This window comes from Neptuniibacter sp. QD48_11 (genome assembly GCF_047778095.1).
GTDB lineage: Bacteria > Pseudomonadota > Gammaproteobacteria > Pseudomonadales > Balneatricaceae > Neptuniibacter.
Genome location: NZ_CP180551.1, coordinates 715,826 through 731,883, shown reverse-complemented (window position 1 = coordinate 731,883; position 16,058 = coordinate 715,826). Strand labels below are relative to the sequence as shown.

The window sequence follows — 16,058 nt, the reverse complement described above, 5'->3', positions numbered from 1 at the left end:
TCCCCAAACACTAAAAAGCCTGCACAAGAGCAGGCTTTTTATCATAACAATTCAGCTTAAAGAATACTTATTCCCACTCAATTGTCGCAGGTGGCTTAGAGCTTACATCATAAGTCACACGAGATACTTTAGGGATCTCATTGATGATACGGCTAGATACAGTTTCTAGAAGCTCGTAAGGTAGATGAGCCCAACGCGCTGTCATAAAGTCGATAGTCTCTACCGCACGAATAGCAATAACGTATTCGTAACGACGACCATCACCTACAACACCTACAGATTTAACTGGTAGGAACACCGCAAATGCCTGACTTGTCTTGTGGTACCAATCAGCTTTATGCAGCTCTTCAATGAAGATCGCATCCGCTTCACGCAAGATATCAGCATATTCTTTCTTAACTTCACCAAGGATACGCACACCCAAACCCGGTCCAGGGAACGGGTGACGGTAAACCATATCGTATGGAAGACCCAGTTCAAGACCCAGCTTACGCACTTCATCCTTAAACAACTCACGTAGCGGCTCAACTAGCTCAAACTGCATATCTTCAGGCAGACCACCCACATTGTGGTGAGACTTAATCACATGCGCCTTACCCGTCTTCGCAGCAGCAGACTCAATTACGTCTGGGTAGATCGTACCCTGCGCTAGGAAGTTAACGTCAGTTAGCTTAGTCGCTTCATCATCAAATACTTCAATAAAAGTATTACCGATAATCTTACGCTTCTTCTCAGGGTCGTTTTCACCTTCCAAACGACCTAGGAATAAATCTTCCGCATCAGAACGAATGACTTTTACGCCCATGTTCTTAGCGAACATATCCATTACTTGATCGCCTTCCTGCTTACGCAGAAGACCGTTATCAACAAACACACAGGTCAGCTGATCGCCAATAGCCTTATGAAGCAATGCCGCTACAACAGAAGAATCAACACCACCGGATAGACCTAGAAGAACTTTCTGATCACCTACCTGCTCGCGTACTTTTTCGATCTGGTCTGCAATGATGTTTGCAGAGTTCCATAGCGCTTCAGTACCACAAATCTCAACAACAAAACGCTCAAGGATACGACCACCCTGTTTAGTGTGTGTCACCTCAGGGTGGAACTGAACACCAAAGAACTGCTTTTCAGGATTGCACATTGCTGCAATCGGAGCAGATTCAGTCGATGCAATTACTGCAAAGCCTTCTGGCAGCGTAGTAACTTTATCGCCATGGCTCATCCATACATCTAGAGAGAGAGCACCGTTGTTTGCAACGTGATCTTCAATACCTTCAAGTAGACGGCTTGGGCTGCTTTCTAAACGAACCTGGGCATAACCAAATTCACGCTTATCGGATGTAGAAACTTCACCGCCCATCTGAGCAGCCATAGTCTGCATGCCGTAGCAGATACCCAACACAGGCACATCTAGGTTAAATACAACCTCTGGTGCACGAGGTGAATCACCTTCAGTAACAGACTCTGGGCCACCAGCAAGGATAATACCTTTAGGCGCAAACTCACGGATATCGTCTTCAGACATATCCCAAGCGTGAATTTCACAGTAAACACCGATTTCACGTACACGACGTGCAATTAACTGCGTGTACTGAGAACCAAAATCTAGAATCAGAATTCGTTGAGCGTGAATATCTTTGGTCATAACTTTCAATCTCTTCACTTTGCGACATTAGCGTCGCCGCAAAAAAAAAAGGGGGCGGATTCTATCCACCCCTCTTTTCAGAGTTTATTTACTTAGCTTACGCGGTAGTTTGGCGCTTCTTTAGTGATGCTCACATCGTGAACATGACTTTCGCTCATACCCGCGTTAGTGATACGTACAAACTGTGGAACTGTACGCATAGTTTGAATATCGCCACTACCGGTGTAGCCCATCGCTGCACGCAAGCCACCTACTAACTGGTGAACTACGCCGCCCATTGGACCTTTACAAGGTACACGACCCTCAATACCTTCTGGCACCAACTTCTCAACGCCTTTAGAAGCATCTTGGAAGTAACGGTCAGAAGAACCTGAAGATTGACCCATAGCACCTAGAGAACCCATGCCACGGTAAGACTTGAATGCTCGACCTTGGAATAGTTCAACTTCACCTGGCGCTTCATCAGTACCCGCTAGCATAGAACCAACCATGATCGCAGATGCACCCGCAACAATGGCTTTAGCTAGGTCACCAGAGAAACGTACACCACCATCAGCGATGACAGGAACACCACGTTCAGCCATAGCAGTAGCAACATTAGCTACAGCACTGATCTGAGGCACGCCAACACCTGCAACGATACGTGTAGTACAGATAGAACCAGGGCCGATACCAACTTTAACACCATCAGCACCTGCATCAGCTAGCGCGATTGCCGCTTCAGCAGTAGCAATGTTACCGCCAATCACTTGGACCTGTGGGTAAGTCTGTTTAACCCAAGCAACGCGATCAATAACACCTTTAGAGTGGCCGTGTGCAGTATCAACAATAACTACGTCAACGCCAGCTTCTACAAGTGCGGTTACACGATCAGGTGTTTCAGGGCCAGTACCTACTGCAGCACCAACGATCAAACGACCTTTAGCATCTTTAGCAGCATTAGGATGAGACTGAGCCTTATTCATATCCTTAACTGTCATCATGCCTTGTAGTTTGAAGGCATCATCAACAACTAGGATTTTTTCAATACGGTGCTTACGAAGCAGATTGCGAACTTCATCAGGGTCCACACCCTCTTTCACTGTTACCAAACGCTCTTTTGGCGTCATGATAGAAGCAACAGTCGCATCCAGCTTACGTTCAAAACGGAAATCACGGTCAGTCACAATACCAACCAGATCGTCGCCATCAACTACAGGGAAGCCGGAGAAACCAACTTCAATAGACAGCTGACGTAGTTCACCTACAGTCATAGTAGAGCTGCAAGTTACAGGGTCACTTACAACACCTGCTTCATATTTTTTAACGCGACGAACTTCAGCAGCTTGCTGCTCAATTGTCAGGTTCTTATGGATGATCCCGATACCGCCTTCCTGCGCCATAGCTATAGCCAGACCGGATTCAGTCACGGTATCCATAGCAGCAGAGACCAAAGGAATATTCAGCTGAATACCTTTAGTCAGTTGAGTTTTCAGTGAAACGTCCTTTGGCAGTACTTCAGAGTAGCCCGGAACCAGCAACACATCGTCAAAAGTGAGTGCTTCCTCAGCAATTCGCAACATTCTTTGCCAGCCTGTGTAGTAAGTAAAATTTAAACGGGAAATTATACAGAAATTAGCCTTTTGTCTCAATCTAAAACTTGTAAATTACAGGGTAATTACGGCCTAGTTTTCATTTTTTTTGCTTTCGGATGCAGTAACTCGATTAGATCGTTTAATATGAGGGCCATGCAGAACTCAAATAGCTTTAAATCTGGCACTCAATCCCATGCGCTCAGTGTCTCCGAACTAAATAGACAAGCACGCACTTTGCTTGAGCGATCATTTCTTACCATTCAAGTAGAAGGCGAGATCTCTAACTTTGTTCGCCCTAGTTCTGGCCATTGGTATTTCACTCTTAAAGATGACAAAGCCCAAGTACGCTGCGCCATGTTTAAGAACCGCAACCAAGTGTTAAGCAAGCAACCCAAACAAGGGGACAAAGTTATTGTCCGTGCTAAAGTTAGCTTGTATGAAGGCCGCGGCGACTATCAATTAATCTGCGACTTTCTAGAACCCGCTGGCAGCGGCCAACTTCAAGTTGCTTTTGAAGAGTTGAAGAACAAACTCTTGAAAGAGGGTTTATTTGACAGCAAACAAAAACAAGCGCTTCCGGAACACCCCAATCATATTGGCATCGTTACCTCACCTACAGGTGCGGCAGTACACGATATTTTAACGGTACTAAAAAGACGCTTCCCTGGCCTGCCCGTCACTATTTATCCGACAGCCGTACAAGGCGAAGATGCCCCGCAACAAATCTGCAAAGCGATAATTTTGGCTGAAGCGCACCAAGTTTGTGACGTTCTCGTCGTGGGGCGCGGCGGAGGCTCACTTGAAGATCTGCAAGCTTTCAACAACGAACAAGTTGCTCGCACCTTATTTGACTGTGAAATACCCACTATCAGCGCAGTAGGACATGAAGTTGATGTGGTCATTACAGACTTTGTAGCCGATATCCGCGCAGCTACCCCCTCCGCTGCTGCAGAATTAGTCAGCCCAGACCAACAAGAGCTACAACTACGCTTAAATCAGCTCAGCCTTCGACTTAAGCGCCAACAGAAGCAACAGCTTTTTACCGCCAAGCAGCAACTTTCGAATTTACAGAGTCGATTACGCCATCCTGGCCAGATTTTAAAAGAACAAGCTCAACGCTTGGATCATGTAGAGCTAAAACTGAACAATCAAATCAGACGCATCCTCGCGCAAAAGCAGATCAAATATCAGCAATTGGAAGGGCGTTTAAAGGCTCAGTCACCTGAACAGCTGTTGCTACGCAGGGAAGAACAGCTTCACTCGCTGCATCAACGCCTTAAGCAGGCATGCCAATCAAATTTAAAAAGTCAGCAATTAAAACTTTCTTCGCTGGCGAGCCAGTTACAAACTGTTAGCCCACTTGCTACGCTAGAGCGAGGCTACTCCATCACCAAAGATAGTGACAAAAAAGTTATTCAATCAGCCTCTGATGTTGTCAGCGGACAAAAAATAGAAGTTCACTTACACAAAGGACAACTCCACTGCAGCGTAGATGAAGTCATAACGGAACATTAATATGATCAGAAAAGCATTCACCAAATCACTTCTACTCTTTACAGGCTTATGCGCTTTCAGCATCAATGCACAAGCTCTAGAACTTCCAACCGAAAGCCGTGTACCTGGCGGCGTTGCCATTTTACCGCTTGAAGGCCTTACATCAGCTATCGCGCCATCCGCTTGGTATAAGGGAAATCGCGTTATGGTGTTACCATCAACAGATACTGCATACGCGGATACTAGCAAATGGATCGCTGTTGCAGGCATCCCATTAAGCGCCAAACCAGACAAGAAACAACACTTAAAAGCTGACGGAACCTCGTATTACTTTCAGGTTGAGGACAAAGAATACAAAGCTCAGTATCTAACCATCAAAAACAAACGTCACGTAGAACCTGATCCTGAAGATGTAAAACGCTGGCGCCGCGAAAAAGCTAAAATGGTCGCAGCTTACAAACATTGGAGTGAACCTGAGCAATTACCGACTCGGTTTGTTATTCCGGCTAAAGGTCCTTATAGCAGCCCATTTGGCTTAAAACGTTTTTATAACAAGCAGCCTCGCAACCCTCACAGCGGATTAGATATTGCGGCACCTAAAGGCACACCAATTACCGCGCCATCTGCAGGCACCGTTGTAGACACTGGACACTACTTCTTTAATGGCAAAACAGTCATTGTTGATCATGGTTACGGCATGACAACGATGTACTGCCATATGAGTAAAATTGATGTAAAAATCGGGGACGTACTCCAAACAGGTGACAAGCTTGGGGAGATAGGATCAACAGGCCGCTCCACGGGACCACATCTTCATTGGGGTGTAAGCTTGAATAACACACGCGTCGACCCCATATTGTTTTTAAGCAAATAATTTTCTATAGCGAGCTGCGAGATTGCTCGCTTTTTTTGACTCAACGAGACTCAATAAATGTCTGATCTTCAATTTGAAACACTAGAACAGAAAGCAAGCTACGGTATCGGCCGTCAAATGGGCGACCAGCTAGCACAACAGCCATTCGAAGGCATGGATCTAAATGCGATCTCCGCAGGTATCGCTGATTCTTTCAACGGCGAAGCAATGCGCGTAGAAGTTCAAGAGATCCAAGAAGCGTTCAACGTAATCAACGAACGTCTTCGTGCAGCTCAAGAAGCACAAGCTAAAGAAGCAGCTGCGGCAGGTGAAGAGTTCCTAGCTGAAAACGCTAAACGTGAAGGCGTTGTTGTTCTTGAATCAGGCCTACAGTACGAAATCATCGAAGCAGGTGAAGAAGGCGACAAACCTTCTCGCGAGTCTACTGTTCGTACTCACTACCACGGTACTTTCACTGACGGTAAAGTATTCGACAGTTCTTACGATCGCGGTCAACCAGCAGAATTCCCTGTTGGCGGCGTAATCGCTGGCTGGACTGAAGCTCTTCAGCTAATGAACAAAGGCGCTAAATGGAAGCTATTTATCCCTTACAACCTAGCTTACGGTGAGCAAGGTTCTCCAGGTGGCATCCCTCCATACTCTGCGCTTGTATTTGACGTAGAGCTACTAGATATTCTGTAATATCTAAGTAAGTTAATACCCAAGGCGGCCCTGACTTATCAGCGCCGCCTTTATTTTGAGTAATAGATAATGAAACTGCACTATCAGATTCACGGCGAAGGTGAACCTTTAATTATTTTGCATGGCCTGTTTGGCACCCTTGAAAACTGGGGCGCTCAAATCAAAGTTCTGTCAGAGCACTTTCAAGTGATCGCTGCCGACATGAGAAATCACGGCCGCTCTCCACACTCGGCGGAGATCGACTACGAACTTATGGCTAGTGATATCGCTGAACTGATGCAGGATCTAAAGCTAAACAAAGCCAACATTATCGGCCACTCAATGGGCGGTAAAGCAGCAATGCAATTTGCTATTACTCATCCAGAACTCATAGCAAAGCTGGTTATTGTTGATATAGCCCCAGTGGAATATACACCCCATCATGACGATGTATTCAAAGGACTATTTTCAGTCGACCTAACATCCCTTAAATCCCGTGGCGATGCTGATAAACAACTTTCAGCTTATGTCGATGAATTGGGTGTTAGAGCATTCCTGCTGAAGAATCTCTACCGCACTGAAGATAAGAAATTTGCATGGCGAATGAACTTAGACGCATTGCATAACCAATACTCCAATATCAGCGCAGCCCCTCAAGGTAACCCCTATACAAATCCAGTTTTATTTATTAAGGGCGCTAAATCGGATTATCTACTACCCAAATATCGCGATGCGGTTTTAGGGCTATTCCCTAAAGCAGATTACAAAATCATCCAAAATGCTGGCCATTGGCCACACGCGGAAAAACCAGCTGAATTCACACAGCTCATATTGGATTATATACAGTAGGAAAGGATTGACCAGCTTATACTTGCTGATCAAGTAGAGAGCCTTCAGGGAAAAGCTTTTGGAAGACACCGGCATCAACTAGTTTCTTGTTGATCTGTGCAAGCTCTTTATTGATATCTTTCATGCGTTCATTAAAGTCATTTAGAGCCTCAGCAGCACCATCAGAACGAGCCTGTTGCTGATCTCTAAATTCCTGCAAACGCTCACCTGCAGTTGGAGAATCATCCTCATCTTCCGATTCTGACTCTTCAGCAGCACTCGCCTCTTCAGCTTTTACATCTTCCTCTTGCTGCAGGATCTCAGCGCGCGCTTCAGCCGCCATAGCTCGAGCATCAGCTGCTGCAGCACGATCGGCTGCAGATGGCTCTGCAACACCTAGAGCCGCCCTCTGGATAATTTCAGCTTTCTCTAAAGTCGCCTGCGGATCATTCGGCACTGGAGATGTATCTATTTTGACTTCACCGGCAACAGCATAAAGGCGACCATCAGGCCCACGCTCATAGGTATAGCTCGGCGCAGAGGTATATTGCCCACCGATGGAAGCGTGCGCTTGTTCATGAGCTCTGACTTCACGGTCACGCTTAGCAAGCTCTCGAGTTATTTCAAGCTCCTGCTGCTCTTGCGCCTGTTCAGATTTAGAAACGCCTAAGGATGCTGGAGCAGAAGTCGATGATGAAGACTCCAACCCTACTAGCTCGGCATCATCAGATTCCAAGCCAATAAGTTCACCATCTTCACGTTCTAGTTCGGTGGACGTTGTGCTAGCAAGACGGGATAGTTCGGCTGCTTCAGCAGAAAGGGTCACACGATCTCGGTTAACCAAACCTCGACTGGATTGTAGCTCCTGCTCAGGCGCCACATTTTCAACAGTCGCAAGCACCTTCCTCGCTTCACTCGAGCGAAGTTCTTGCGGTATAGCACTGGCATTCAGTGCCTGGGAATTAGCTGCATTGAATATCTGCATCAGCTATACCCCTCTGTTGATTATGTGCAAAGCAATCTCTGCTTTCACCTTGTTCACCACATCCATTTATTAGTTAATGCACATTTACACACGCACATTAATAATCGCGCCAGGCTCGCCTGGTTCTTCCAATTGACTGACAACTTTTGTCGCAGCAGCTTCTACATCAGTTCCTGCTGCTGATTCTAGTACCGCTTGGTTTTGATCACGGCCTGTAGCTTCTTCAGGTTGATCAGGCTTACCCGAACCAGTGACATCACTAGCAGCTCGCGGCGCGTTGTCCAAACCACGATTAATACCGACCAAACCTGTCTGCAAAGCATTGGTTACATTCATAGCCACCACCTCTATATTTTTTAAACACAGCTATGGCAACAGTAATTATAGAACATCGAGAGGAGATGTTCATTTTTTGATCATGTTAATTATTCAACAATAAATCGAGATCAATATATTGGGCAACATTTTTTGCAGAAGGTTCATCTAGATATGGCACTTCGCCAAGTAGAGGTGCGCGCAGCATATTTGCGATAGTTTCAACATTTTCTCCGTAACAATCCATCTCTGGATCAACACGGTTAGCAATCCATCCAGCTAGCTGCAGACCATCGCGGGAGATGCTTTCGGCAGTCAACAAAGCATGATTAATACAACCAAGCTTCATACCCACTACCATGATCACTGGCACATTTAAAAGCTTAGGGATATTAGCCATAGTTTCACGAAAACTTAGTGGCACTCGCCAACCACCCGCGCCTTCAATAATCACAAAATCAGCAGGCTGCATTAAAGCGCCTTTGCACATCGCAGCAATACGATCAGCGCTTAATACACGATTTTCTTTCATTGCAGCAATATGCGGTGCAATAGGAGGTTTAAATGCAAAAGGGTTTACTTGCTCATACGACATAGCAACGGATGCCGCCTCTTGTAGAGCAACTGCATCAGAGTTTCGTAAGCCGTCATCCGTTTCTTCACAACCCGCGGCAATGGGCTTCAAACCGATCGTTCTTAGCTCACGCTGATTAGCGGCCTCAATCAGTCCCGTAGAAACCACGGTTTTTCCAGCATCGGTATCTGTACCTGCAACAAAGAAACTTCGCTTACCCACAACCTTACCCCTAAACTTCTTTTTCAAATACAGCGTATATAACCTGATAGGTCGCCGGCAAAGCCCCATCATCCAAACGTTGCTGTTCGTAACCTTCTTTAAAACGGCGCACCCGCTCTCGCCCCGTCAGACCTTGTTGCTGACCAGCGTTCATATTGTGCGCCCCAAGCCTTTTAAGCTCATCTGTTAGCTGCTTTAACTGTGAATAACGTAGAACCTTATTCTGCTGCTCTAACGTTTGACAACAAAGCGCTTCCGGTAGAGCAGCCTTTAACTGCTCCACTGGCATAAACTGATTCACATGGGTAAAGCTGTCTGCATGAGACCAAGCTTGACGAAGCTCTTTAAGAGTATCAGGCCCCAGCGTAGCAACGACAAAGCGCCCCCCCGGCTTTAACACACGGCTTATCTCTGAGAACAAACCCTCTACGTCTTCACACCACTGTATCGCCAAACTTGAAAAGATCAGATCTAACTGCTGATCAGCAATCGGCAACGCCTCAGCATCAGCACAGATCCAATGGGTTTGATCTTCACAGCGCTGCGCGCGGGAGAACTGCAACATTCCCAAGGCAAGATCTAGATTGAGTAAAGTTGCATCTGGATAGGCATGTTTGAGCTTAGGAGTGAAGTAGCCTGTACCACAGCCTAAATCCATCATGGTGGATACAGATTGCTTAGGGAGATAAGCCAATAGCTCCTGTCCAACCTCTCTTTGCAAGTCAGCAACACTGTCGTACGTCTGAGCAGCTTTGCTAAATGAATCCGCTACACGGCGCTTATCAATCAACAGATCCACTATGATTGATCCCCTTGAACAAAACCAAGAATATCAGCGACAACGTCAGCTTGATGAGAAAGGAAAGGTAAGTGACCGGCACCGGTATAAGTCACCACTTGACCACCACTTATACTCTGACAAGCATCTGCTACTGAATTTGGAACAAGGTGATCGACCTCTCCAAAGAGGTGTAACACTGGCACCGCTAGATTCTTTAACTCCGGACGTTGATCTAAGCGCAATAAAGCTAAGCTCTCTTCAGCTGCCGTGTGCTCCACATCTGAAAGGATCACTTTAAGAGCCTTCAGAATATCTCGACCCGCTTCAGCCCCTTGTGTTTGCAGCATAATAAAACGGGTTAAGGTCTTTTTCTGATTCTGAGCAAGCGATGTTTCGAAAGCCTGATGAGTCTCTTCATCCATAGCCGACGGCCAATCATCGCGCTGAACAAAGCAAGGGTTAGAAGCAATAGTAATCAACTTATTCACACGCGCTGGGAAACGATCCGCAAAAGCAACGGCGATCTGCCCACCCATCGACCAACCTAACCAGATTGCCGATTCAGGCACCTGGTCCACTAGCAGATCCAATACCGCATCAAGCGTATAAGGGATAGGAAACTCCTGAGATCGCCCCAAACCCGGTAGATCGAGAATCGTCAGGCTAAAATACTCTGCCAATTGATCAGCAAATGGGCCCCATACCTGCCCTGTCATCCCCCAGCCATGTAATAGAACTAGTTCAGGCTTGCCTGGGTTCTCGCGGTACTCTTTATAAAGCTTTACTTGGCTCATCTACGCCTGCTCTTTAATAACTTTTTCTAAAGTGCCTAATAAGCGCTCAACTTGCGCTTCTGTATGCGCGGCACTTAAGGTCACTCTTAATCGTGCGCTGCCTTGCGGAACGGTTGGCGGACGAATCGCACTGATGAATATACCTTCTCGTTCAAGCCCCTGACTAATCTGGATCGCTTTATCTGATTCGCCAATTACAATTGGCTGTATCGGCGTTGGAGAGTCCATTAGATCCAAACCTAAATCATCACAACCTTTTCGGAATTGCTGGATCAACGCTTCGAGCTTTTCTCTACGCCAGTTTTCTTCACGCAATATACGCAAACTCGTTAAGGTAGCAGCAGCCACTGCTGGCGGCATACTTGTAGTGTAGATATAGGTTCTAGCGTGTTGAATTAAGGTCTCGATGAGCTCTTCAGAACCGGCTACAAATGCACCCGCAGTACCAAAACCTTTGCCCAAGGTGCCCACCAGCACTTCAGGTGAATTCGGTCCCATAGCGAAATATTCCGCACAGCCACCACCTTGTTCACCTAAACAACCAAAGCCATGCGCATCATCTACCATTAACCAAGCATTATGATCACGACATACTGAAGCGAGTGCAGGCAGATCAGCCACATCACCGTCCATGCTAAATACACCATCAGTAACCACTAACTTACGTCGAGCCTCTGATTTGCTCAGGCGTGTATCTAGGCTCTCGGGGTCGTTATGCAAGTAACGTTGAAAACGCGCGCCGCACAGCAAACCTGCATCCAATAAAGAGGCATGATTTAAGCGATCCTGAAATACCGCATCCTGCTTATCCAATAAAGCATTTACGGCACCAATATTCGCCATATACCCGGTTGAGAAAAGGAGCGCTCTAGGTCTACCTGTAAATTCGGCAAGCGCCTCTTCAAGCTCATGGTGAGCCTGGCTATGCCCATTCACTAAATGTGAAGCACCACCACCAACACCATACTTATCTGCCGCTTTGTGAAAGCTTTGAATAACCTCAGGATGATTAGCCAATCCCAAATAATCATTTGAGCAGAAGGCAAGATACTCACGCCCATCCACGCTCACCATAGGTTGCTGTGGTGTTTCTAACGTACGGCGTTGACGATAAAGAGACTGCTGCTTTCGCTGCTGCAGCTCTTCAGACAAGGAGTCAAAAGACATAGTAAATCTCTAAGGGGTATAGAGTAGGAGGTAGTCTTCACTACCTCCTTTAAGCCATTAAGCTTCGTAGAAGTGAGTGCTGTCCTGCTGTTTCTGCAGGTCATTCATTAATGCAGCTTCTTGGGTTTCATCCGTATCAGAGATACGTTGCTCCATATTGATACCCAACTTCTTAAATAATTGAACATCGCGATGTGTTTCTGGATTTGGTGTAGTGAGTAGACACTCTCCATAGAAGATAGAGTTGGCGCCAGCAAAGAATGTCATCGCCTGCATTTCATCGCTCATTTTTTCTCGACCAGCGGACAAACGAACATGGGATTTAGGCATCATGATACGCGCCACAGCAATCATACGAATAAAATCGATATGATCTAAATCTTCAACATTTTCTAGCGGAGTACCCGATACTTTAACCAGCATGTTGATTGGTACACTTTCAGGCTGCACTGGCATATTCGCTAGTTGCATCAATAAACCGTAGCGATCCTTAGCCGTTTCGCCCATGCCCAAAATACCACCACTACAAATCTTCATACCGGAATCGCGAACATTCTGTAGCGTGTCTAAACGATCCTGGTAAGTACGAGTAGTGATAATTTTGTCGTAAAACTCAGGAGAAGTATCCAAGTTATGGTTGTAATAATCCAAACCCGCATCCGCAAGCTGTTGAGCCTTGCCTTCATCCAACATACCCAAAGTCATGCAGGTTTCTAAACCCATCTCTTTGACCTTTTGAACCATCTCGATTACATAAGGCATATCTTTATCTGCTGGGTGCTTCCATGCCGCGCCCATACAGAAACGGGTTGAACCTGTTTCTTTGGCTTTACGAGCCTTCTCCAATACTTTTTCAACTTGCATCAAGCGCTCTTTTTCCAGACCAGTATTGTAATGACCACTCTGCGGGCAGTATTTACAATCTTCTGGACACGCACCTGTTTTAATAGAAAGCAGTGTACTAACCTGAACTTCATTCGGGTCGAAGTTTTCGCGATGCACTGTTTGCGCTTTAAACATCAGATCATTAAAAGGCAGTTCAAACAGAGCTTTTACCTCTGCTTCTGTCCAGTCATGACGAATTGCACCTAGTTGTTGCATCTTGCTTCTTCTCCCGAGAAAATAGCGATACAGGCAGGAAGCCTAGCACCACGATAAAACGTACCAAAATAAAGCGACAATTTTATCCTGACAGAAGGAACTGTCAACCAATGAAAAAACCAATAGTAGACTACAGTCTGTTTTTTGATCTATGCATTTTATGTCAGCTCAAGCTTGATACACCCTCCAAAAGCAATATCTGCTCTAGCTGCTTACAAGACCTACCTTGGTTAGAACACTGCTGTAAAGTCTGCGCCCTTCCCCTCCCAAGTAATCAAGACAACTTAATTTGCGGTCAATGCCAAAAGAAGCAACCGACCTTTAAGCAAGCCCAAGCGCTTTTCCACTATCAATTTCCTATTAACCAACTCATTAGCGGCATTAAATTCAATCGTAATACTCAGTTTATAAGCCATATAGCCCGACTGATGGCTGATCATTTAACAACTCACCAACCCATCGATTGCTTGATGCCGATCCCCATGCATAGATATAGCCTTATAAAACGAGGCTTTAATCAAGCAGCACTCCTCTGCGAGAAGATAAGCCAATACAGCGGCATACCCTCAGACCATAACTCACTCATCAAAATAAAGAGCACACCACAACAGCGCTCCCTATCCCGTAAAGAACGACTCAAGAATCAAAAAGGTGCTTTCAAATGCAAACCGATCACACATAAGCAAATATTGTTAATTGATGATGTAATGACTACAGGGGCGACTTTCGAAGCAGCGAGCCTCGCGTTACTGAATGCCGGCGCCGAGCAGGTCTATGGATTAGCTTTAGCTCGAACAGATAAATAGTTTGTTAAAGAATTAAAAAGAAGAGTAGTGGCATTAAAGGAAAATAAAGAGTACAACCTGAGCTCAAGACTAGTGACAACTAATTTGCGACTTCACTTATGCCAAGCACTTACTCTGTAACTCCAATCGCCGTTATCCGAAGCCCTTTTAAAGAAAAATTTGGCATCCCTAGGCAGCCAAATTTAGCGAAAAGCGTCACGGCTCGTGTTGAGATCTTAGAAGAGTTTTCCAGTGATGAGATTGTTAGGGGTTTGGAAAACTGCAGCCATATCTGGCTCGTTTTCCTATTTAGTGAGTGCATTGATAAAGGCTGGAAACCTACAGTCCGCCCTCCTCGCTTAGGCGGCAATAAAAGACTTGGGGTATTCGCTACACGCTCTCCTTTTCGCCCCAATCCTATCGGGTTGTCCCCTGTACGCTTAGTTAGCATCGAAAAAACATCTAACGGTATTGAACTAGTGATTAGTGGTGCAGACCTATTAGACGGCACCCCTGTCATTGATATAAAGCCATACCTGCCTTACTCAGACATTATCTCTGATGCTGAATACCCAATGGCAGATGAAATCACCCTTCTAGCTCAACCGGTTATATTTTCGGAACAAGCCCAACAAGAAATTTCATCGAGTGAAATCCGGTTACAACAGCCGTTAAAACAGCAACTTAGCGAACTTCTGCAATGTGATCCGCGTCCGGCTTATAAAAAGAATGATGCAGAAAAAAGTTACGGAATAAAGTTACACGATCTTAACGTTCGCTTTAGAATCACAGATCAAGAAATAACGGTTGATTCAATCACAGTCGAATAGCATCCGCCTCAACGATAGCGAGACTGATTCAGCTCTTCTTCAGGCTAAACTAATTAATATACGCCTATAGCTTTTGGAGGCTTATATGCTGTATTTACGCGCATTGATTTGCACTGCACTAGTGACTTTTTCGGCATCAGCACAAGCAAACGAACATTTAGAACAGTTTCCTGATTGGTTACTCACACTGCCCGAGAGTATCGAGCAGCTTGAAAGCACGGGAAAGACGAGTTCTATCTATCTGAAGAACTACATGCAATGCATGGATGATCAACAAGCGTTGAATCAGAAGGAATCTCCTACTGTCGGCCAGGTTATCGACAATGCTTTAGACGCGGGCAATGAATGCGCGCCTTTGTTAAACGATATGCTAGATGAAATAAAAGATTCCGTAGGGTCGCAAACGCCCTCATCCGACAACCAAACAAACAAAAGCTTATAACCAAACACCTGATCAATATTTAAACAAAACTTTGACTAAAGTATAAAACCCGATTAAAATGCTCGGATTTTTATTTGGGATAGAAGTCTGAAGGAGTCAGGTTAACTATTGAGGTGTATATGAACTTTACTTTTGCACAAGCTGAACAAATGATCGAAGAATCCAGCGCACTGTTTGAATGTTATTTAGAGCGTGTTTTAGAATCTGAATCCTTTACCGATCTTATTAGTGCATCTCATTGGTATAACGACGCATTTGTGTCTCTGATCGTTAATCCGACACAACCTCGTTAATCGATATTTATCCCCAATAAAAAAGGCCTCTAAATCGAGGCCTTTTTTATATCTAAATTCTAATCTTGTTTACAGCAGCGGCGGATCCAATAATCCACACTCACGAATCGCCCAGCACCAGTAAAGAACAAACTGAACAACATCACGAAATAGGTGATAGCAAACTCTATCCCGTTATTTAAAATAACAACAGATCCACGCCCCGTTAGCCAATCGTAGTGCCCATGCTCCTGCAGCAAACTCTTTGCCGCAGCCAGACGCTCTTGGGCCTCCATGACTCTGTCATTGGCCAACCAACTACCACCATCAGAGATAGCTAACCAACCGTTTTCCCAATGCACGGCAAATGCAGCCACTAGCATAGTTACCATTAACGGAATGCTAATCCAGCGAACAGCAAAACCAATAAGCAGCAACACACCGCCAATTAATTCGGTACCGGTAGCCATTGCAGCCAGGAGTTCAGGGAACGGTAAGCCTAGACCCCACTCTTTGTTTCCAAACCACTCAACGGTGTTCTCGAAACCAATATATTTATTCCAGCCCGCCTGCAAAAACACAGGCGCGAGATACAATCTCAACAACAAAGGCGCTAGACCATCTGCACACTTCGTATTATCTAAGATATCTTGTAATCGACTAACAAAACTAACCATAGGATTCGACATAACTTCACCCGTTATCCAATGAG

General features: G+C 45.5%; 18 protein-coding genes. 8 read left to right on the top strand and 10 right to left on the bottom strand.

Features of this window, described 5'->3' with window-relative positions:
• Window positions 1-67: 67 nt before the first annotated feature.
• Both guaA and guaB read right to left on the bottom strand, forming a co-directional pair.
• The gene (gene guaA / locus ACMXYU_RS03220; RefSeq protein ID WP_415895663.1) at window positions 68-1,648 is read right to left on the bottom strand and encodes a glutamine-hydrolyzing GMP synthase; all 1,581 of its coding nucleotides are present in this window, start codon (window positions 1,646-1,648) and stop codon (window positions 68-70) included.
• A 92-nt stretch (window positions 1,649-1,740) separates the two neighbouring features.
• Window positions 1,741-3,210: an IMP dehydrogenase gene (gene guaB, locus ACMXYU_RS03215; protein ID WP_415900160.1), complete on the bottom strand. Its 1,470-nt coding sequence runs from the start codon at window positions 3,208-3,210 to the stop codon at window positions 1,741-1,743.
• Between the two features lie 165 nt (window positions 3,211-3,375).
• Between guaB and xseA the strand changes: the two genes are divergently transcribed.
• The 4 genes from xseA (at window position 3,376) to ACMXYU_RS03195 (ending at window position 7,099) form a co-directional block, all read left to right on the top strand.
• Window positions 3,376-4,737 carry an exodeoxyribonuclease VII large subunit gene (gene xseA, locus ACMXYU_RS03210; protein WP_415900159.1) on the top strand — a complete coding sequence of 454 codons (1,362 nt, stop codon included), beginning with the start codon at window positions 3,376-3,378 and terminating at the stop codon, window positions 4,735-4,737.
• 1 nt (window position 4,738) lies between these two features.
• Window positions 4,739-5,590: a peptidoglycan DD-metalloendopeptidase family protein gene (locus tag ACMXYU_RS03205; RefSeq protein ID WP_415897551.1), complete on the top strand. Its 852-nt coding sequence runs from the start codon at window positions 4,739-4,741 to the stop codon at window positions 5,588-5,590.
• A gap of 57 nt (window positions 5,591-5,647) precedes the next feature.
• Window positions 5,648-6,271: an FKBP-type peptidyl-prolyl cis-trans isomerase gene (locus ACMXYU_RS03200; protein WP_415883548.1), complete on the top strand. Its 624-nt coding sequence runs from the start codon at window positions 5,648-5,650 to the stop codon at window positions 6,269-6,271.
• A 69-nt stretch (window positions 6,272-6,340) separates the two neighbouring features.
• Entirely contained in the window at window positions 6,341-7,099 is a 759-nt protein-coding gene (locus ACMXYU_RS03195) for an alpha/beta fold hydrolase (RefSeq protein WP_415897550.1), read from the top strand.
• Between the two features lie 16 nt (window positions 7,100-7,115).
• Here ACMXYU_RS03195 and ACMXYU_RS03190 read toward each other — a convergent pair whose 3' ends face one another.
• From ACMXYU_RS03190 to bioB, 7 genes are all read right to left on the bottom strand, one after another.
• Entirely contained in the window at window positions 7,116-8,063 is a 948-nt protein-coding gene (locus tag ACMXYU_RS03190) for a putative metalloprotease CJM1_0395 family protein (protein ID WP_415883546.1), read from the bottom strand.
• An 84-nt stretch (window positions 8,064-8,147) separates the two neighbouring features.
• Window positions 8,148-8,399 carry a hypothetical protein gene (locus ACMXYU_RS03185; protein ID WP_415883545.1) on the bottom strand — a complete coding sequence of 84 codons (252 nt, stop codon included), beginning with the start codon at window positions 8,397-8,399 and terminating at the stop codon, window positions 8,148-8,150.
• A gap of 85 nt (window positions 8,400-8,484) precedes the next feature.
• Entirely contained in the window at window positions 8,485-9,174 is a 690-nt protein-coding gene (gene bioD, locus ACMXYU_RS03180) for a dethiobiotin synthase (RefSeq protein ID WP_415900158.1), read from the bottom strand.
• 10 nt (window positions 9,175-9,184) lie between these two features.
• The gene (bioC, locus tag ACMXYU_RS03175; RefSeq protein WP_415900157.1) at window positions 9,185-9,973 is read right to left on the bottom strand and encodes a malonyl-ACP O-methyltransferase BioC; all 789 of its coding nucleotides are present in this window, start codon (window positions 9,971-9,973) and stop codon (window positions 9,185-9,187) included.
• On the bottom strand, window positions 9,973-10,749 hold the full coding sequence (locus ACMXYU_RS03170) for an alpha/beta fold hydrolase (protein WP_415900156.1): 777 nt from the start codon (window positions 10,747-10,749) through the stop codon (window positions 9,973-9,975). The genes bioC and ACMXYU_RS03170 overlap by 1 nt, the downstream gene beginning before the upstream one ends.
• Window positions 10,750-11,916, bottom strand: coding sequence for an 8-amino-7-oxononanoate synthase (gene bioF / locus ACMXYU_RS03165; RefSeq protein WP_415900155.1), 1,167 nt, complete (start codon window positions 11,914-11,916; stop codon window positions 10,750-10,752).
• A gap of 57 nt (window positions 11,917-11,973) precedes the next feature.
• Window positions 11,974-13,017, bottom strand: a complete 1,044-nt coding sequence (gene bioB / locus ACMXYU_RS03160; protein WP_415883540.1) for a biotin synthase BioB — start codon at window positions 13,015-13,017, stop codon at window positions 11,974-11,976.
• A 110-nt stretch (window positions 13,018-13,127) separates the two neighbouring features.
• Between bioB and ACMXYU_RS03155 the strand changes: the two genes are divergently transcribed.
• The 4 genes from ACMXYU_RS03155 to ACMXYU_RS03140 all read left to right on the top strand — a co-directional run bounded on the left by ACMXYU_RS03155 (window position 13,128) and on the right by ACMXYU_RS03140 (window position 15,367).
• Window positions 13,128-13,823, top strand: coding sequence for a ComF family protein (locus ACMXYU_RS03155; protein WP_415900154.1), 696 nt, complete (start codon window positions 13,128-13,130; stop codon window positions 13,821-13,823).
• A gap of 98 nt (window positions 13,824-13,921) precedes the next feature.
• The gene (gene tsaA / locus ACMXYU_RS03150) at window positions 13,922-14,632 is read left to right on the top strand and encodes a tRNA (N6-threonylcarbamoyladenosine(37)-N6)-methyltransferase TrmO (RefSeq protein WP_415900153.1); all 711 of its coding nucleotides are present in this window, start codon (window positions 13,922-13,924) and stop codon (window positions 14,630-14,632) included.
• An 85-nt stretch (window positions 14,633-14,717) separates the two neighbouring features.
• A complete protein-coding gene (locus tag ACMXYU_RS03145; RefSeq protein ID WP_415900152.1) occupies window positions 14,718-15,074 on the top strand; it encodes a hypothetical protein in 357 nt (118 codons plus the stop codon).
• A gap of 119 nt (window positions 15,075-15,193) precedes the next feature.
• Window positions 15,194-15,367, top strand: coding sequence for a hypothetical protein (locus tag ACMXYU_RS03140; protein WP_415893447.1), 174 nt, complete (start codon window positions 15,194-15,196; stop codon window positions 15,365-15,367).
• A gap of 59 nt (window positions 15,368-15,426) precedes the next feature.
• Here the strand turns inward: ACMXYU_RS03140 and ACMXYU_RS03135 are convergent, their stop codons facing one another.
• Window positions 15,427-16,023, bottom strand: coding sequence for a DoxX family protein (locus ACMXYU_RS03135; protein ID WP_415884637.1), 597 nt, complete (start codon window positions 16,021-16,023; stop codon window positions 15,427-15,429).
• Between the last annotated feature and the right edge of the window lie 35 nt (window positions 16,024-16,058).